Origin of the sequence: Serratia liquefaciens (assembly GCF_027594825.1) — a bacterium.
In the GTDB taxonomy this organism is placed as follows: domain Bacteria; phylum Pseudomonadota; class Gammaproteobacteria; order Enterobacterales; family Enterobacteriaceae; genus Serratia; species Serratia liquefaciens_A.
In genome coordinates this window covers 2,860,416-2,878,728 of sequence record NZ_CP088930.1, presented here as the reverse complement: position 1 = coordinate 2,878,728, position 18,313 = coordinate 2,860,416, and the positions used below count along the sequence as shown (strand labels likewise).

Sequence of the window (18,313 nt, the reverse complement as noted above, 5' to 3'; positions counted from 1 at the left end):
CCATTTCTGCCGCGTGCTATACGCTTTTCCATCCGCTCTCTATTCAGCCCCTGCTTTTCCCGCTACAGTAAAATCTCACCGGCCCATCAGGAGAGGACTATGCTGTATATCTTTGATTTAGGTAATGTGATCGTCGATATCGATTTCAAACGTGTACTGGGTGTATGGAGCAGTTTGAGCGGTACGCCACTGGCGGTCTTGTCCGAACGTTTTGCCATGGGCGAGTTGTTTCAGCAGCACGAGCGCGGTGAAATCAGCGATGAAGACTTTGCCGAACGGCTGAGCGCCGAAATGGGGATTGCCCTCAGTTTCGAGCAGTTCGCTACCGGTTGGCAGGCGGTGTTTGTCGCCCTGCGCCCAGAAGTGATCGACATCATGAAGCGCCTGCGCAGTGAAGGTCACCGGGTGGTGGTGTTATCGAACACCAACCGTTTGCACTGCAATTACTGGCCGCAGCACTATCCGCAGGTGGCCGAAGCCGCCGATCATCTTTATTTGTCGCAGGATCTTGGCATGCGCAAGCCGGACGCCAACATTTATCTGCACGTACTGGATGCAGAAAATACCTCGCCGGACGACGCGGTGTTCTTTGACGATCACCCGGATAACGTCGCCGCCGCACAGGCGCTCGGCATCAAAACTGTTCACGTGACCGACCGCGACGTAGTACCGGCTTATTTTGCCCAATGACCGCAAAGGGTTAAGCTTAAGGCGTACAAACTGACATCAAGGAGTGGCCATGTCGTTTTTCCGCCGCAAGAAGCTGCCCGCTTCGATCAAACCCAGCGTCACCTTTTTACGACTGCTGATTAAACGTGTCGACAGCGATGGCCTGACCATGTTGGCGGGCCATCTGGCCTATGTCTCACTGCTGTCACTGGTGCCCCTGGTGACCGTAGTGTTCGCGTTGTTTGCCGCGTTCCCGATGTTCTCCGACATCAGCGTTCAGCTGAAAAGCTTCATATTTTCCAATTTCATGCCGGCCGCCGGCAACGTGATCCAAAGTTATCTGGAGCAGTTTGTCGCCAACTCCAACAAGATGACCGCCGTCGGGACCTGCGGCCTGATAGTCACTGCGCTGTTGCTGATCTCGTCGGTGGACAGCGTGCTCAACACCATCTGGCGCAGCAAGAATCAGCGACCGATCGTGTTTTCATTCGCCGTTTACTGGATGGTGCTGACTCTGGGGCCGCTGCTGGTGGGCGCCAGCATGGCGATCAGTTCCTATCTGTTGTCACTTAACTGGCTGGCGCAGACCGGCGTCAACAGCCTGGTGGATCAGGTGCTGCGGATCTTCCCGCTGATCCTGTCGTGGATATCGTTCTGGCTGCTGTATTGCATCGTGCCGACGGTACGGGTGCCGCCCAAGGATGCGTTGATTGGTGCGCTGGTGGCCGGTTTGCTGTTTGAGCTGGGTAAGAAGGGGTTTGCGCTTTATGTCACCATGTTCCCTTCTTATCAGCTGATTTACGGCGTCTTGGCCGTGATCCCCATTTTATTCCTTTGGGTCTACTGGAGCTGGTGTATCGTGTTACTCGGCGCGGAAATCACGGTTACCATTGGGGAATACCGCGACTACCGACAGCAAAAGGCACAACAAGAACAGTCATCAGAAGGGCAGTTATGATTGCGTTAATTCAACGGGTATTAAATGCCAGCGTCACGGTGGAAGGCCAGACGGTAGGCAACATAGGTCCCGGTTTGTTAGTGTTATTGGGCGTGGAGCAGGACGATAACGAGCAAAAGGCCGTGCGCCTGTGTGAGCGCGTGCTGGGCTACCGCATCTTTGGCGATGAGAACGACAAAATGAATCTCAACGTCCAACAGGCAGGAGGCAGTTTGCTGGTGGTCTCGCAGTTCACGCTGGTGGCCGACACGCAAAAAGGTATGCGTCCAAGTTTCTCTCGCGGTGCGGTACCGCAGGAGGCCGATCGGTTATACCAATATTTTGTTGGCCAGTGCCGCGAACGCGGTATCGAAACCCAAACCGGTGAGTTTGCGGCCGACATGAAAGTCGCGCTGGTGAACGACGGGCCGGTGACGTTTTGGCTTCAAGTCTAAGAATTCTGAGAGAGAAGGCGTCTATGTATCACCTACGAGTACCGGTAACAGAGCAAGAACTGAAAGAGTATTACCAGTTCCGCTGGGAAATGCTGCGCAAGCCGTTGCACCAGCCGGTGGGGTCGGAAAAGGATGCCTACGACGCCATGGCACACCACCAGATGGTGGTGGACGAGAGTGGTAAAATTGTTGCCATTGGGCGGCTGTACATCAATGCCGATAACGAAGCCGCGATTCGTTTTCTGGCGGTAGACCCGACGGTGCAGGATAAAGGCCTGGGGACGCTGGTAGCCATGACGCTGGAGTCCGTGGCGCGTCAGGAAGGCGTGAAGCGCGTAGTCTGTAGCGCCCGTGAAGACGCTGTGGATTTCTTCGCCAAACTCGGTTTCGTGAATCAGGGTGAGATCACGGCGCCGCAAACCACGCCGATTCGCCATTTCCTGATGATCAAGCCGGTGGCGACGCTGGACGATATCCTGCATCGCCCCGACTGGTGCGGCCAGCTGCAGCAGGCCTGGTACGATCACATTCCGCTCAGCGAGAAGATGGGAGTGCGCATCAGCCAATATACCGGCCAGCGCTTTGTCACCACCATGCCGGAGATTGGCAACCAGAACCCGCACCATACGTTGTTTGCCGGCAGCCTGTTCTCTCTGGCCACGCTGACCGCCTGGGGCCTGATCTGGTTGTTGCTGCGTGAAAGACATCTGGGCGGCACCATCATTCTGGCGGATGCCCATATCCGTTACAGCAAACCCATCACTGGCCGGCCCCGCGCAGTAGCGGATCTCAGCTCGCTAAGCGGCGATCTGGCCCGTTTGGCCCGTGGCCGCCGCGCTCGCGTGCAGGCGGAAGTCCATCTGTTTGGTGACGACGACAAAGGTGCGGTATTTGAAGGCACTTACATGGTGTTGCCGGCCGAGCCGGAAGTGCCCCTGGATCAGGGCGGCTGTGAGGCGATAGACAGTTAATATCCAGGCCCTCTCTATGCGGAGAGGGCCCATCCAGGATTAAGGCAGTTGCTGATTGACCGTCTGGCCATCGGCGGCAGTGGCCTGCAAGCTGCCCTGCAATGAAGCCTTAAATGGCCCATCGCTGTTCAACAAACCTTTCAACTGCAATTGCAGGTTACCGTCTCCTTCCAGCGGAACCGCTTGCCATCCCCACTGTTGCAGGGTGTTCACCGGTACCGAACGCCCGTTCAGCGACAGCGTAAAAGGCTTGCCCGGCAGCTGTTCGACGATGGCTTTGGCATCCAACAGCCCTTGGGGCATAAAGGCACTGAGTTCGGTGACGTTGATTTGCCCGTCATTGGCGTTCAGCGCCAGCGATGGGCGGCGAACGTCAATCTTGTTGAAGGTAGCTTCACTGCCGTTCAAATTCAGCGTGCCGGACCAGATACCCCACTGGTGGTCGCGCGCCAGCAGCAGGTTACTGCCATAGCCGTCCAGTGCGGTGATCTGGAACGGGAAGTCTGGGTTGATATCGATGATCAGATTACGGTTGGTGGTCAGCTTGTTGACGTACACCTCCGCCAGCCAGTTCGGCAGCGGCTGCAACCACAATCCGCGCCAGTCGATAGGCAATGTATATTCCAGCGCGGCCACTGCCACCTCATCCAACTGCAAGCGGTTGTTGGCGCGCAGCCAGTTGCCGGAGGTACGCAATAACCCGCCCTCCCAGCGGGTGGTGAATTGCTGAATGGCGATGCCGGCCGGCGACAGTCGCATACTCATGATCGGATCAATCAGATGGAAACTGCCATTGATCAGGTCGCTGGCGTTGAAGTTCAGCGAACCGTCCTGGCTGTTCCAGTCGCCCTTCTGGAAGGTGACGTTTTGCAGCGACAGGTCGAGATCGTTGAATGCCCACTCCTTGCCTTCCAGCCGGGCATCGATCAGATCAAAACGTTTGAGCGTAACGGGGGGCAGAGCGGTAAAACGTTGCCAGAACTGCTCCAGTGTCAGCGGTGTCTGCATGCGCACGCCGCTGAGTCTCAGGCGCTCTACCTGCCAACTGCCGTCGGCGGCGCGAGTGGCTACGCCGGTCAAATCCCCCTGCGCCAGGTCGGCGCCGAAATTGCTGAGCAACAGCTGATTTTGTTTCAGCTCGCCCTGGACCAGCACCTGAGAGGCAGGAATACCGTTGAGCGTCATCGAGCCGGCGCTGAACTGGAACTGATTGTTATCACCTAGCGGATGGCCGGCTTTGGGTTGCCATGGCGTGATGCCGGCGTTGACCTGTTGCGCGTTGAGCTGCCAGGTTTCATCGTTGGATTGCAGCGTCATATTGCTCAGTTGCAGCACGTCGGCCTGTATCGGCATTGCCGCGTCTTGCTGTTGCAGATTCAGCGTGCCGTCACGCAGCGTGACGCTGTGGAAATAGCGAGGTTCGGTAATTTGGCGCAGGCTGAGGCCGAGATCCAGCCGTTTGGTCACCAGCGCTTGCGGCTGATTTTTTTTGGTTAACTGAACGTCTTCCAGACTGATTTGGCCCGGTTGGTTCCATGAATGCGAGATGGCCGCCACCGACAGACGGTAGTCGCTGTTATCGCTGACCCAGCGGCTGACCCAGCCCGCGGCCCAACGGGTTTGTCCTATGACGTACAGCAGTGCAATGGCAAGCACGACCAGCAGCAACAACGTCAGCAACAGTTTTCCGATAAATTTCATCGTCTACATCCGCGTCGGTCAAAAAAGATACCCTGTTTATGCCGCAATTGGGCTGGCATCTCAAGTGCAATGGTCTGATAGGCAATAAAAAACGGCCGCAAGCGGCCGTTTGTGACAGGAGGCGTGACGGATTATTGTTTCTCATGCTCCTGCGGGAACAGCAGGTTCAGCGCGATGGCGGTGATGCCGCCGGCAGCAATGCCTGAGGAGAGCAATGTTTTCAGCCAGTCTGGTGCGAACTGCAAGATCAGCGGCTGCTGGGATACGCCCATGCCCACGGCCAACGACAGCGCCATAATCATGATTGCACGACGGTTCAGGCGTTCACGAGACACGATGCGAACCCCGGAGGCTGCAATGGTGCCGAACATCACCAGGGTGGCGCCGCCCAACACCGGTTCAGGAATGTGCTGCACGAAGCCGGCCACCGCCGGGAACAACCCCAGCGCGATCAGCATCAGCGCCACCACGAAGCCGACGTAGCGGCTGGCGACGCCGGTCAGTTGGATCACGCCATTGTTCTGACCGAAGCAGGAGTTGGGGAAGGTATTGAACACCGCCGACAGCATGGAGTTCAGGCCGTTGGCCAGTACGCCGCCCTTAAGGCGTTTCATATACAGTGGGCCACTGACCGGTTGTTCCGACACGTCAGAGGTCGCGGTGATATCGCCGATAGTTTCCAGCGAGGTGACCATAAAGATCAGCATCAGCGGCAACAGCAAATTCCAGTCAAAGCCCAGGCCGTAATACAGCGGGGTCGGAATGATGATTGCTGCCGTTTCGGGAGTCGGCTGGCTTTCTGGCAGCATGCCCATGGCCCAGGCCAGCAGATAGCCCACCGCCATGGCAATCACCAACGACGCAACGCGCAGATAGGGATTGCGCTGACGGTTAAGCAGGATAATGACCAGTAGAACCGCACCGGCCAGCAGCAGATTTTTGGGCGCGCCGAAGCTGCCCCCGTTCATCGCGGCATAGCCACCGCCGATGGAGGTCAGTCCGACCTGGATCAGCGACAAGCCGATAATCATCACCACAATGCCGGAAACCAGCGGAGTGATGATTCGCCGTGCCAAATGCAACACGCGTGACAGCAGGATCTCGGTGCAGGAGGCGACCATCAGCGTACCGAACAACGCAGCCATCATTGTGGGGACGTCCGCGCCGCCGTTTTTCAGCGCCAGCCCGCCCATAATCAGCGGCGAAACAAAGTTAAAGCTGGTGCCCTGAATCGACAGCAAGCCCGAGCCGACGGGCCCCCAGGTTTTTATTTGTAAAATAGAGGCCAGGCCGGAGGCGAACAGCGACATACTGATAATGTGCTGAGTGTCCTGCGCCGGCAGACCGAGCGCCTGGCAGATCAGCAGAGCCGGGGTGATCACCGCAACGAACATTGCCAGCAGGTGCTGACCGGCGGCAAACAGCGTTTGCGGCAGCGGCGGGCGATCTTCCAGACGATAAATCAGTTCACTGTTGCGGGGAGTGGCGGATGCTTTTTGCGCAGCATCGAGCTCGGCGGATGGCTGGGTCATGGTGTGGCATTTCCAGAAACGGCAAAGCAGGCATTTTAATGATTTGGCCCATAAAAGCAAACGGTTGCGCGTTAATGCTTTGTTAGCAGTATCGTCACTTATGTCGCATTTTCGTTCATTTTTTCTTGTGTTATCAGCGTTTTTTACTTCTAATCCTGCACTCATCAAGTTTTAAAAACTAAGCGGTTTTCTCTAACTTATTATTTATTAATTGGATCTTTTCCCTTACATGGAGTAACTGGATGTTTCATCTTGATACTTATGGCACGTTAGTCGCAGCAACATTGGTTCTGCTCCTTGGGGGCAAATGCGTCACCAGCATCCCCCTGTTGAGGAAATACACCATTCCCGCTCCTGTCGCCGGTGGTTTACTGGTGGCGCTCCTGTTGTTAGCCCTGAAAAAGTTCGTTAACTGGGAAATCAGCTTCGATATGTCGCTGAAAGACCCGTTAATGTTGGCCTTCTTCGCCACCATCGGTTTGAACGCCAACCTGTCGCGGTTGCGCGCGGGTGGCAAGGCATTAATGGTATTCCTGTTTGTGGTGCTGGGCCTGCTGCTGGTGCAGAACGCCATCGGCATCGGCATGGCGAAAATGCTGGGTCTGGACCCGCTGATGGGCCTGATCGCCGGCTCCATTACCCTGTCCGGCGGCCACGGCACCGGGGCGGCCTGGAGCAAGCTGTTTATCGAACGCTACGGCTTTGAAAATGCCACGGAAGTGGCGATGGCCTGTGCCACCTTCGGCCTGGTTCTGGGCGGCCTGATTGGCGGTCCGGTGGCGCGTTATCTGGTGAAGCACTCTTCCACCCCGGAAGGCTCGCCGGATGACAGCATCCAGCCAAGCGGCTTTGAAAAACCGGAGAGCGGCCGTTTGATCACCTCGCTGATCATGATTGAAACTATCGCCATGATCGCCATCTGTCTGAGCCTGGGGCAGTTTATCGCCGGCTTGCTGAGCGGCACGGTATTTGAATTACCCAACTTTGTTTGCGTGCTGTTCGTTGGGGTGATCCTCAGCAACACCCTGGCCTTCACCGGGTTCTATACCGTATTTGAGCGAGCGGTATCGGTGTTGGGCAACGTTAGCCTGTCGCTGTTTCTGGCGATGGCGCTGATGAGCCTGCGTTTGTGGGAGCTGGCTTCTCTGGCGCTGCCAATGCTGGCGATCCTGGCCGTACAGACGCTGGTGATGGCGCTGTACGCAATCTTCGTTACCTATCGGGTGATGGGTAAAAATTACGATGCAGCGGTGCTGGCTGCGGGCCACTGCGGTTTCGGCATGGGAGCCACGCCTACGGCGATCGCCAATATGCAGGCGATTACCGATCGCTTCGGTCCCTCGCACCTGGCGTTTCTGGTGGTGCCTATGGTGGGGGCGTTCTTTATCGATATCGCCAATGCGATTGTGATTAAGCTGTATCTGTTGTTACCGGTGTTTCCGGCTATTGGCTGATTAACCGGTCTTAATAACGAAAAAGGCGCCTATTTGGCGCCTTTTCTCTGCCTGAAAATCAGGCGTTGGAGTAACGTGCTTTCTCCGGTAGCCAGCGCTCAATCAGGGCTTGGGCATGCTCCGGGTACTGCTGGTGGATATGGCGAGCGACGCGTTGTACTTCCGGGATCATCGCCTGATCGCGCAGCAAATCCGCCACTTTGAACTCTGCGCTGCCGGTTTGGCGCGTGCCCAACAGTTCGCCGGGACCACGGATTTCCAGATCGCGTTGGGCAATAACGAAGCCGTCATTGCTGTCACGCAGCACCTGCAGACGCTTTTGTGCCGTTTTGCTCAACGGCGTTTTGTACAACAATACGCAGTGAGACGCCACGGCGCCGCGGCCTACACGACCCCGCAACTGGTGCAACTGCGCCAGCCCCAGGCGCTCCGGGTTTTCGATAATCATCAGGCTGGCATTGGGCACGTCGACGCCAACCTCGATGACCGTGGTCGCCACTAACAGCTGCAGTTCGCCCTGTTTGAAGGCCTGCATTACCGCCTGCTTCTCTTGAGCTTTCATGCGTCCGTGCACCAGCGCCACTTTCAGCTCCGGGAGTGCGATTTTCAATTCTTCCCAGGTGGCTTCCGCTGCCTGAGCTTCCAGCAGTTCGGATTCTTCGATCAGCGTACAAACCCAGTACGCCTGTCGGCCTTCTTCCATGCAGGCGCTTTTTACCCGCTGAATAATATCGGCGCGTCGGGTGTCTGGAATGGCGACGGTAGTGACCGGCGTTCTGCCCGGCGGCAGTTCGTCGATCACCGAAGTGTCGAGATCGGCATAGGCCGTCATTGCCAGCGTGCGGGGGATTGGCGTGGCGGTCATGATCAACTGATGGGCATGGAAGCCTTGCTCCTCGCCTTTCTCCCACAGTGCCAGCCGCTGGTGTACGCCAAAACGGTGCTGTTCATCGATGATCACCAGCGCCAGACCGGAAAATTGCACCTGTTCCTGGAAGATGGCGTGGGTACCGACCACCATGGAGACCTGCCCGCTGGCAATCGCCTCTTGCTGTGCGATACGCGCCTTGCCTTTTTGCTTGCCGGCCAACCAGCCAACCTCCAGCCCCAGCGGCTCAAACCACTGGCGGAAATTATTGGCGTGCTGTTCGGCCAGCAGTTCCGTCGGGGCCATTAATGCCACCTGCTTGCCGTGAGCGATAGCGCGCAGTGCCGCCAGCGCTGCAACCAGGGTTTTGCCGGAGCCGACGTCGCCTTGCACCAGGCGCATCATCGGGAAGCCTTTTTGCATATCGGCTTCGATATCAGCCACTACGCGATCTTGCGCGCCGGTGGGGGCAAAGGGCAACTGGGCGAGGAATTGCTTTTTAAGCCGGTCGTCGGGCATTAACGGCAGGGCCTGATAGCTCTGCGCACCGGCTCGGACCGCCAGCATGCTGAGGTTATGCGCCAACAGCTCTTCCAGGATCAGACGTTTTTGCGCCGGGTGCTTGCCCTGTTCCAAATCTGCCAATTGGATATCCGGCGGCGGGCGGTGCAGGGTATGCAGCGCCTGCGGCAGGCTTATCAGCCCGCCGCTCAGTTCCGGCGGCAGCAGTTCGGCAATAGCGCAGGTATCCAGCAACTCCAGCGCTTGATCGGTCAGCTTGCGCAGCGTGGCCTGGCGGATGCCCTCAGTGGTGGGATAGACCGGTGTCAATGACTCTTGCAGCTCAACTTCGCTGCTTTCCCCTTGAATGCGATATTCAGGGTGAATAATTTCGGCGCCGTGGTTACCGCGTTTGACTTCCCCGTAGGCGGTCACGCGACGGCCGGTGGCCAGGCTGTTTTTCATCGCTGCGTTGAAATTGAAGAAACGCAGGGTGAGCAGGCCGGTACCGTCGCTGATCTGGCAGGTCAGCATGCGCCTGCGTCCAAAACTGATGTCGGTACGCAGTACTTCGCCTTCCACCGTGGCAAAAATACCAGGCTGCAGATCGTTTATCGGATAGAGGCGGGTGCGGTCTTCATAACGCAGCGGCAGGTGCAGCAACAGATCTTGAATGGTTTCCAGGCCAATCTTGGCCAGTTTGCCCGCCTGGCTGGCGCCCACCCCGGAAAGCGTGGTGAGTGGGACAGCATCCAGCAGACGGCCTTTCATTTGCGTACCGTTGCCTGCATGGCCGCCCACCATTCGGCATCGGCGACCACCTGGCCCTGTTGATCAATATGAGGACGCGGCAGTTTTTTACGTTTGGCCACGTTGGCCAGCACCGGATAGCCGCCTTCAAACAGCAGACGCTGTTGCTCTTCTGCGTCGAGCATACTGTGCTCACGGCGGTATAGACCGGCATTTTGCCGCTGGCGTTGCGCTTCGTACAGGATCAAGGCTGAGGCAACCGACACATTGAGCGACTGCACCATGCCGATCATCGGAATGACGATGTCCTGATCGGCAAGCGCCAGCGCTTCTTCGGTAATGCCGGTTTTTTCCTGGCCCAGCAGGACGCAGGTAGGGCGAGTGTAATCCACTTCGCGAAAATCTACCGCCCGGGCGGAAAGGTTAGTCGCCAGGATCTGCATGCCCTGGCCTTTCAGGTGAGTCACGGCGTCGCCGATGGTGCGATGGGTTTGAACATTGACCCAGCTGTTGCTGCCGGCGGCGGAGGAAACCAGGGTTCGCATGCGCGTGGTTGGCCATACGGCATGCACCTGATGCACGCCGACGGCGTCGGCGGTGCGGATAATGGCGGAGACGTTATGCGGTTTGTGAACCTGTTCCAGGCAGACGGTTAAATCCGGCTGCCGGGTGGCCAGCATTTCACAAATCCGCGCATAGCGTTCAGGGCTCATAAGCGCTAATTTCGGTTACGGTTAACTTTAATGACATCCGGCATGATACGGATTTTACGCATAATATTTGCCAGATGGATGCGATCGCGGGTGGTCAAGCGGATAAAGGCGCTATAAACCCGGCCGTCTTTCTCTTCGGTATTCAGGCTTTGAATATTGGACTCAGCCGCATTGATGGCTGCCGTCAGGTTGGCCAGCGCCCCCTGATGGTTGAACATGTCCACTTTGATCTCGGCAATGAATTCCTGCTCGATGTCTTTATCCCATTCTACCGCCATGAACTTTTCAGGCTCTTTCTGGTAGCCGCGGATATTGCGACAGGATTCATGGTGGATCACCAGGCCTTTGCCTGGGCTGACGTGGGCGATAATCGGGTCACCCGGAATAGGTCGGCAGCATTTGGCAAAGGTGATCAGCACGCCGTCTGCGCCCTTGATCGCCAGGTTACGAACGCCGGAAGAGGTGCCCAGATTGGACTGGTCACCCTGCAGGTTTTTCGCGACCACGACGCTCATGGCGTTGCCCAGGCCGATTTCAGCCAGCAGATCGTCCAGCGTCGCCAGCTTCATACGATCCAACTCGTGTTGGATATTTTCCGGTGGGATCTCGGCCAGTTTGCGACTGCCGCCCAACGCATGATTCAACAAACGGCGGCCGAGGCCAACTGAATCATCGCGCTTGAGGTTTTTCAACATCTGGCGAATTTTAGCGCGCGCTTTGGAGCTGACGACAAAGTTCAGCCAGGCGGCGTTTGGCCGTGCGCCCGGAGCGGTGATGATTTCGACCGTTTGGCCGCTGGTCAGTGACTGCGACAGCGGGTATGGCTGACGATCAACCCGTGCGCCAACGCAGGCGTGGCCGATATCGGTATGCACTGCGTAGGCGAAATCGACCGGGGTGGCGCCCGCAGGCAGTTCGACGATGCGGCCTTCCGGGGTGAAAACGTAAATCTCATCCGGGAACAGATCGGATTTGACGCTCTCAATAAATTCAAACGAGCTGCCGGCGCTCTGTTGCAGCTCCAGCAGGCTCTGCATCCAGCGCTGGGCTCGGATTTGCGCGGTGGTGCCGGTTTCGCCCTGTTCTTTTTCTTTATAAGCCCAGTGCGCGGCGACCCCCATTTCGGCCATCTGATCCATATCTTCGGTACGGATCTGCACCTCTACCGGGACGCCATGCGGGCCGATAAGTGAAGTGTGCAGCGATTGATAGCCGTTGGCCTTGGGAATGGCGATATAGTCTTTGACCCTGCCCGGGCGCGGTTTATACAGGCTGTGAGCCTGACCCAGCACGCGGTAGCAGGTGTCCACCTCTTTCACGATCACCCGGAACGCATAGATATCCATAATCGAATGGAAGCGCTGTTCTTTCAGGTGCATCTTGAGGTAAATGGAATACAGGTGTTTTTCTCGCCCGCTGACGCGGCAGGGGATGCCGGCTTCGGTCAATCGCCCTTCGATTTCGGCGAGAATCTTCTGGATCATCTCTTTACGATTACCGCGCGCGGCTTTCACCACTTCTTTGATTACGCGATAACGGTTTGGGTACAACGCCTCAAAACCCAGCTCTTCCAGCTCGGTTTTCAGGTGGTGAATACCCAGACGATGGGCCAGTGGGCTGTAGATTTCCAGGGTTTCACGCGCAATACGCCGCCGTTTGTCGGGGCGCAGCGAACCTAAGGTACGCATGTTGTGCGTGCGGTCAGCCAGCTTGATCAACACGACGCGGATATCCTGCACCATCGCCATGATCATCTTGCGGAAGTTTTCCGCCTGGGCTTCTTTTTTATCCTGGAATTTCAGCTTGTCGAGCTTGGATACGCCCTCAACCAATTCGGCGACGCTTTTGCCGAACAGCTGTTCCATATCCTGATAGGTGGCCGGGGTGTCTTCGATGACGTCGTGCAGCAGGGCTGCCATCAGCGTCTCATGATCGAGACGCATTTCCGCCAGAATGCAGGCCACGGCAACCGGGTGAGTAATGTAGGGCTCACCGCTGGAGCGTGTCTGTCCCTCGTGAGCATCACGTGCAACGAGGTATGCCTGTTTGAGGCGCTTAATCTGCTCCTCAGGCAGGTAACGTTGAATCAGCAGATTCAGGCTTTCAAACAGGTACAAGGCAGGCTCGCAGTCTAATTAATTAACGACGACCTTCAGCAATCGCGGTAACCGCTTGAATTTCTGCGGCTTCCTGCTCTTGCTGTTCCTGACGATCGCGAACATCGAGGATCTGGCTGGTGATCAGGCCTTCTTCGATTTCGCGCAGCGCGATAACGGTGTACTTGTCGTTTTCTTCCGGAACAAGTGCATCTTTACCGCCAGTCTGGATTTGACGTGCCCGACGAGCAGCGACCAACACCAGGTCAAAACGGTTACCAATTTTCTCTACAGCGTCTTGAACAGTTACGCGTGCCATATTTGTGCTACTCCACAGGTGACGAAAAGACTGGGCATAATACTGAAACTGTCTTCAGTCTGCCAATAGTTTGCTGATTAAAGCGTCATGCCGCAGTAATTGGCGGCCTAAACGCAGGCGTTCGGCGCGAATTATGGTTTTCAGATCGGACAGGGCCAGATCGAAATCATCGTTCACGATTAAATAGTCATACTCCGCGTAGTGCGTCATTTCCGCCACGGCTTGCGCCATGCGTTTGGCAATCACTTCGTCAGAGTCTTGCCCGCGCCCACGCAGGCGGCGGCCAAGTTCTTCCTTCGACGGCGGCAAAATAAAGATGCTGCGCGCCTGGGGCATTTTGGCACGAATTTGCTGCGCGCCCTGCCAGTCGATATCCAGGAAAACGTCTACCCCGGTCGACAACACCTGCTCAATGGCAGCGCGTGAGGTACCGTAATAGTTGCCGAACACTTCGGCGTGCTCAAGAAACGCATCCTGCTCGATCATTCGGCAGAATTCTTCTTTTGAGACGAAGAAATAATGATCGCCATGCTGTTCACCCGGGCGGCTGTCGCGCGTGGTGTGCGAAACCGAAACCTGCGTGTCGTACAGCGGTTGCGTCTTTAACAAAGCCTGAATCAGACTTGATTTCCCTGCGCCGCTAGGGGCAGAGACAATATAAAGCGTGCCTTGAGCCATGATGATATTCGTTGATATGCCAATAACAGCGGATGTGTATTTTCTCCGCACAGTATACACGGCTAACGCACCGGATGCAGCGTTAGCTCGCATTTTGCCCGCCGCTTTATGCTGAAAAAACCTTAAATGGGGATGTTTGCGCAGCATATCGCTAAATTTTGATGGTTTTCTGCAATGTGAGCGGACTTTATCGAGCCGCTGCGCAGAACGCCTCATGGACCATTGTCGTGCTTTCCTCTTCCGGCTTTACTGCCGGTTATCAGGGAGGTGAGCGATGCGCAAAAGTTTCATGAGGATAGGGATGATGCTGCTGGTCGGTTTGCTGTGCAGTGAGGCTGTTTGGGCGCAAGCCTGCCCAGCGTGGCGCCCGGTGCGGCTGCAACTGGAGATAACCGCCTTAAAAAACCAGCTTGAACGCTGGGACGTAGCTTATTACCAGCAGGGCAGCAGTTTAATTGAGGATGATGTCTACGACGGCCTGCGCGAAAAGCTGCGGTTATGGCAGCGTTGTGCCGGGGCAGCTTCGGGTGAGGGCTCAGTCCCACTTTTACCTGAAGGCAAGGTGCCGCATCCGGTGGCGCATACCGGGTTGCGGAAATTGCCGGATCCTGTCGCCGTGGCCCAATGGCTAAAGGGCCGCAGCGATCTCTGGGTTCAACCCAAAGTGGACGGAGTAGCCATCACGCTGGTTTACCACGACGGAAAACTGACGTCGGCGATCAGCCGAGGGAACGGGCTGAAGGGCGAAAACTGGCTGGAAAAAGTGCGGACTATTCCTGCGGTGCCGGTCAGTATTAAGGGTGCCCCGGCAACGTTGATTCTGCAGGGAGAGCTGTTTCTGATGGTGACCGGTCATCAACAAAAGGTCAGCGGCGGCATTAACGCCCGTGCCAAGGTCGCCGGCGCGCTGATGAAAAAGAAGCCTTCGCCGCTACTCCAGCAGATCGGCCTGTTTGTCTGGGCTTGGCCGAACGGGCCGCAGGAGATGACGCAGCGTTTACGCCAGCTTGCTGACATGGGTTTTCCTCTTGCCCAGGATTTTTCGCAGCCGGTGAAATCCTTGGCGGAGGTGCAGCAATGGCGAGAGCGCTGGTATCAAGCCGCTTTGCCATTCGTCACTGATGGTGTAGTGATCCATCAGGCGCACTCACCCCAGGGGCGTTACTGGCAAGCCAGACCCGGTGATTGGGCCGTTGCCTGGAAGTATCCGCCCGCGCAGCAGGTGGCGAGGGTCAATGGCATTGATTTCAATATTGGTCGCACCGGAAAAATTGCTGTGGTACTGCGGCTTGAACCGGTCAGGATGGACGATAAATGGGTGACAAGAGTTAACCTCGGCTCGCTGCCACGTTGGCGGCAGTGGGCGGTGGTGCCTGGAGATCAGGTAACCATCAGCCTGATGGGACACGGCATTCCACATCTCAATAACGTGGTCTGGCGTGGAACGGACAGGTCGCTGCCCAGCGCGCCGTCTGCTGAACGTTATCACGCGTTGAGTTGTTTCAGCTGGCGGCCGAATTGCCGTCAGCAGTTTCTTGCCCGGTTGGTGTGGTTGAGCGGCTCGCAGGGGTTAAGTTTGCACAGCGTCAGTGAATCGACCTGGCAGACGCTGATTGATCAGGGGTTAGTGCAGCATTTGCTGGATTGGTTGCTGCTGACGCCGGAGCAACTGATGGCTGCCCCCGGCATCGGCGGCAAGCGAGGGCAAAGCATTCACCAGCAATTTCAGCAGGCGCGACAGCAACCGTTCGCGCGTTGGCTGCTCGCTTTAGGTATACCGCTCTCCCCGCAGCAAGTGATGGCGTTGACAAACTGGCATCAGGTCCAGCAAATGTCCCCGGTGGCGTGGCGGCAAATTGCTGGTATTGGTGCGAAGAGGGCCCGGCAGATTGCAGCATTTCTCCAACATCCGCCATTTTTGGCGCTGGTTAGCACCCTGAGCTCACAAGGGATTGCGGGTTTTGCCAACGCGCCTTGATGTGATGTTCCTCTTGGAGCCCATCAACAACGGGATTGCCTTTGCCGCTACGGCGACCCCTGTTAGTGGTCCGGATGCTGATAGTTAAACACCGGCAGACCCAGCCGAAAGCGCAGAGCAATCAGTCGGGCGCTGAGGCCGGCCACCAAGGTGATGATCACCACCATATTATGTGGCAGGCTTAAGTGTTGCAGACCGATGTACAGCCAGGCGGCGGCGAAGGAGATGCCGGCATAAATTTCTTTCTGGAATACCAACGGAATTCGGTTGCAGAGCATATCGCGCAGTACGCCGCCGAACACGCCGGTGATCACGGCGGCAATCGCGGCAATGATGGCGCCGTGGCCCATGTCCAGCGCGACCTGCGCACCGATGATTGAAAATACAATCAGCCCAACGGCGTCCAACACCAGAAAAAGACGCCGCAGGTGACGCATCAAGGGCGCCAGCCAGGTGGTGACGATTGCGGCAATAGCCACGATAACGATATATTCAGGATGTTTGACCCACCCCAGGGGGAAATGCCCGAGCAACATGTCGCGTACCGAACCGCCACCGATCGCCGTGGCAGAGGCAATGATAATGACGCCAAACATGTCCATTTGGCGGCGGCCGGCAGCCAATGCGCCAGTCATGGCTTCGGCAGTAATACCGATGATATAAAGAATGCTCAATAACATAAGATATTCACAGGGTGGGCGGCAATGAGTGTCATGGTGGAAGGGTAATAGCCACGAGGACATAGCACCACTGAGTTTTTCTAACCGATGGCAATTCGGATTACTTTAGTTAATCCATTTTTTGTTTTATTTGCTTACCCATTGCCTTTTGTAACCTTATTTTATTCAAGAAAGCATTAGATATTTCGCATTGGTTTCTATTGCTGACTATGCTTTCTGGATTCGATCCCGAAGCCGCTTGGCGGTGGGGGATCTCTGGCTGATGATGGCGTTCACTGAGGAACATGAAGATAAAATGAAACCCACTTCCCTGCTGGCGACGGCTGTCGCTGTGACCATTCTGTTGAGCGGTTGCGTTGCGCCGGTTCAGAACTCCGGGCCGCAAAAACCGGCGACCTGTCAGGTTGGCGATCCTATGATCCAAACTACGCTTTATTTTGGCCTTAATCGCCCTTCGGGGCCGGCGATCGGTGCTGCCGAGTGGCAGAGCTTTGTGGATCGGCAAGTGACGCCGCGTTTTAAAGACGGGCTGTCGGTATTTGATGCCAAAGGACAGTGGTTGGGTAATGACGGCAAGCTGGCACGCGAAAACAGCAAAGCGTTGATGCTGATTCATGCACCGGGCAAGGAAAGTGAAACCCATATTGAGGCACTGCGCAGCAGCTATAAACAACAGTTTGCACAGGATTCCGTGATGCGGGTTGATGCGCCGGTGTGCGTCGCGTTCTGATAAGCTCCCGGCCCGCAGGCCGGGATAGCGTTTACAGTACCAGTCCGGCGATGGCTGCCGAAAGCAGGCTCACCAGCGTGGAACCATAGACCAGCTTCAAACCAAAACGAGAAACCACATTACCTTGTTGTTCGTTGAGCCCTTTGATTGCCCCGGCGACGATGCCGATCGAGGCAAAGTTGGCGAAAGACACCAGGAATATCGACAGAATGCCCAGGCCGCGCGGCGACAGCTCCGTAGCGATTTTCTTCAGTTCGATCATTGCCACAAACTCATTGGCTACCAGTTTGGTCGCCATAATGCTGCCCGCTCGTAGCGCATCCGGTGCCGGGATGCCGATCAGCCAGGCCAGCGGATAGAATACATAGCCCAGGATTTGCTGGAAGCTGATGCCGAACACGGCGGAGAACAGGGCGTTTACCGCTGAAATCAGCGCGATGAAACCAATCAGCATGGCTGCGATAATCATCGCAATTTTGAAGCCCGCCAGAATGTACTCGCCCAGCATTTCAAAGAAGCTCTGGTCTTCATGCAGCTTGCTCAGTTTCAGTTCGGGCTCATCGTCTAACTGATAAGGGTTGATGATCGACAATATGATAAAGGTACTGAACATATTGAGGATCAGCGCGGCAACCACGTATTGCGCATCGATCATCGACATGTAGGCACCGACGATGGACATGGATACCGTCGACATGGCGGTAGCTGCCATGGTGTACATGCGACGCGGCGAGATATCGCCGATGATGCCCTTATAGGCGATAAAGTTTTCAGACTGGCCGAGCACCAGCGTGCTGACGGCGTTGAAAGATTCCAGTTTGCCCATGCCGTTAACCTTGGACAGCAGGGTGCCGACCAGACGGATAATCAGCGGCAAAATGCGGAAATGCTGCAAAATACCGATCAGCGCGGAAATAAAGATAATCGGGCATAAAACGCCCAGGAAGATAAACGCCAGCCCGTCTTTGCTCATGCCGCCAAACACAAAGTCGGAACCCTGTGCGGCGTAGGTCAGCAGCGTTTCAAAGAAACCGGCAACGTGCTTGATGACGCTCAGACCGCTTTCTGAATGCAGGAAGAAATAGGCGAGTGCCCCTTCAATGACTAAAAGCTGAATAATATAACGAAGGCGGATTTTCTTGCGGTCATTACTGACCAGCAGCGCCAGGGCGATGATCACCACCAGGGCAAAAATAAATTGCAGAATTTGCGGCATAAAGAGTCCGTACGGCTAAACGGGCAGGAAAAAACACATTTAGCCACAGCTCTCCCGGCCTTTCA

Annotated in this window: 16 protein-coding genes; 7 read left to right on the top strand and 9 right to left on the bottom strand. The window is 56.3% G+C overall.

Annotation, left to right across the window (positions count from 1 at the left end):
- Positions 1 to 99: 99 nt before the first annotated feature.
- From yihX to fabY, 4 genes are read left to right on the top strand one after another with little or no spacing between them, the layout of a single operon-like run.
- Entirely contained in the window at positions 100 to 690 is a 591-nt protein-coding gene (gene yihX / locus LQ945_RS13080) for a glucose-1-phosphatase (protein ID WP_044554873.1), read from the top strand.
- A gap of 49 nt (positions 691 to 739) precedes the next feature.
- Positions 740 to 1,627 carry a virulence factor BrkB family protein gene (locus LQ945_RS13075; RefSeq protein ID WP_262241231.1) on the top strand — a complete coding sequence of 296 codons (888 nt, stop codon included), beginning with the start codon at positions 740 to 742 and terminating at the stop codon, positions 1,625 to 1,627.
- Positions 1,624 to 2,061, top strand: a complete 438-nt coding sequence (gene dtd, locus LQ945_RS13070; protein WP_012147545.1) for a D-aminoacyl-tRNA deacylase — start codon at positions 1,624 to 1,626, stop codon at positions 2,059 to 2,061. The genes LQ945_RS13075 and dtd overlap by 4 nt, the downstream gene beginning before the upstream one ends.
- 23 nt (positions 2,062 to 2,084) lie before the next feature.
- Positions 2,085 to 3,032 (top strand): fatty acid biosynthesis protein FabY, encoded by a 948-nt coding sequence (gene fabY / locus LQ945_RS13065; RefSeq protein ID WP_044554875.1) that lies wholly within the window; start codon positions 2,085 to 2,087, stop codon positions 3,030 to 3,032.
- 39 nt (positions 3,033 to 3,071) lie between these two features.
- Here fabY and LQ945_RS13060 read toward each other — a convergent pair whose 3' ends face one another.
- On the bottom strand, positions 3,072 to 4,733 hold the full coding sequence (locus LQ945_RS13060) for an AsmA family protein (RefSeq protein WP_270100925.1): 1,662 nt from the start codon (positions 4,731 to 4,733) through the stop codon (positions 3,072 to 3,074).
- 131 nt (positions 4,734 to 4,864) lie between these two features.
- Positions 4,865 to 6,265, bottom strand: coding sequence for a nucleobase:cation symporter-2 family protein (locus tag LQ945_RS13055; RefSeq protein ID WP_044554877.1), 1,401 nt, complete (start codon positions 6,263 to 6,265; stop codon positions 4,865 to 4,867).
- A 242-nt stretch (positions 6,266 to 6,507) separates the two neighbouring features.
- Here LQ945_RS13055 and gltS point away from each other — a divergent pair, with 242 nt between their 5' ends.
- A complete protein-coding gene (gene gltS, locus LQ945_RS13050) occupies positions 6,508 to 7,719 on the top strand; it encodes a sodium/glutamate symporter (protein WP_270100924.1) in 1,212 nt (403 codons plus the stop codon).
- A 58-nt stretch (positions 7,720 to 7,777) separates the two neighbouring features.
- Here gltS and recG read toward each other — a convergent pair whose 3' ends face one another.
- Genes recG through gmk form a run of 5 tightly spaced genes read right to left on the bottom strand, consistent with a single transcriptional unit; the run spans position 7,778 to position 13,644 of the window.
- Entirely contained in the window at positions 7,778 to 9,859 is a 2,082-nt protein-coding gene (gene recG / locus LQ945_RS13045; protein WP_270100923.1) for an ATP-dependent DNA helicase RecG, read from the bottom strand.
- Positions 9,856 to 10,551 (bottom strand): tRNA (guanosine(18)-2'-O)-methyltransferase TrmH, encoded by a 696-nt coding sequence (gene trmH, locus LQ945_RS13040; protein ID WP_269936065.1) that lies wholly within the window; start codon positions 10,549 to 10,551, stop codon positions 9,856 to 9,858. Before trmH ends, recG begins: the two co-directional genes overlap by 4 nt.
- A gap of 5 nt (positions 10,552 to 10,556) precedes the next feature.
- Positions 10,557 to 12,668 (bottom strand): bifunctional GTP diphosphokinase/guanosine-3',5'-bis pyrophosphate 3'-pyrophosphohydrolase, encoded by a 2,112-nt coding sequence (gene spoT, locus LQ945_RS13035; RefSeq protein ID WP_020837653.1) that lies wholly within the window; start codon positions 12,666 to 12,668, stop codon positions 10,557 to 10,559.
- A gap of 22 nt (positions 12,669 to 12,690) precedes the next feature.
- Positions 12,691 to 12,966 (bottom strand): DNA-directed RNA polymerase subunit omega, encoded by a 276-nt coding sequence (gene rpoZ, locus LQ945_RS13030; protein WP_004953385.1) that lies wholly within the window; start codon positions 12,964 to 12,966, stop codon positions 12,691 to 12,693.
- A 54-nt stretch (positions 12,967 to 13,020) separates the two neighbouring features.
- On the bottom strand, positions 13,021 to 13,644 hold the full coding sequence (gmk, locus tag LQ945_RS13025) for a guanylate kinase (protein WP_041415115.1): 624 nt from the start codon (positions 13,642 to 13,644) through the stop codon (positions 13,021 to 13,023).
- 274 nt (positions 13,645 to 13,918) lie between these two features.
- Between gmk and ligB the strand changes: the two genes are divergently transcribed.
- Positions 13,919 to 15,622, top strand: coding sequence for an NAD-dependent DNA ligase LigB (gene ligB / locus LQ945_RS13020; protein WP_270100922.1), 1,704 nt, complete (start codon positions 13,919 to 13,921; stop codon positions 15,620 to 15,622).
- Between the two features lie 62 nt (positions 15,623 to 15,684).
- Here the strand turns inward: ligB and LQ945_RS13015 are convergent, their stop codons facing one another.
- Positions 15,685 to 16,302 (bottom strand): trimeric intracellular cation channel family protein, encoded by a 618-nt coding sequence (locus LQ945_RS13015; RefSeq protein ID WP_044554879.1) that lies wholly within the window; start codon positions 16,300 to 16,302, stop codon positions 15,685 to 15,687.
- Between the two features lie 295 nt (positions 16,303 to 16,597).
- Between LQ945_RS13015 and LQ945_RS13010 the strand changes: the two genes are divergently transcribed.
- Entirely contained in the window at positions 16,598 to 17,032 is a 435-nt protein-coding gene (locus LQ945_RS13010) for a DUF3574 domain-containing protein (RefSeq protein WP_269936068.1), read from the top strand.
- 31 nt (positions 17,033 to 17,063) lie between these two features.
- Here LQ945_RS13010 and LQ945_RS13005 read toward each other — a convergent pair whose 3' ends face one another.
- Entirely contained in the window at positions 17,064 to 18,248 is a 1,185-nt protein-coding gene (locus tag LQ945_RS13005) for a NupC/NupG family nucleoside CNT transporter (protein WP_270100921.1), read from the bottom strand.
- Positions 18,249 to 18,313: the final 65 nt, after the last annotated feature.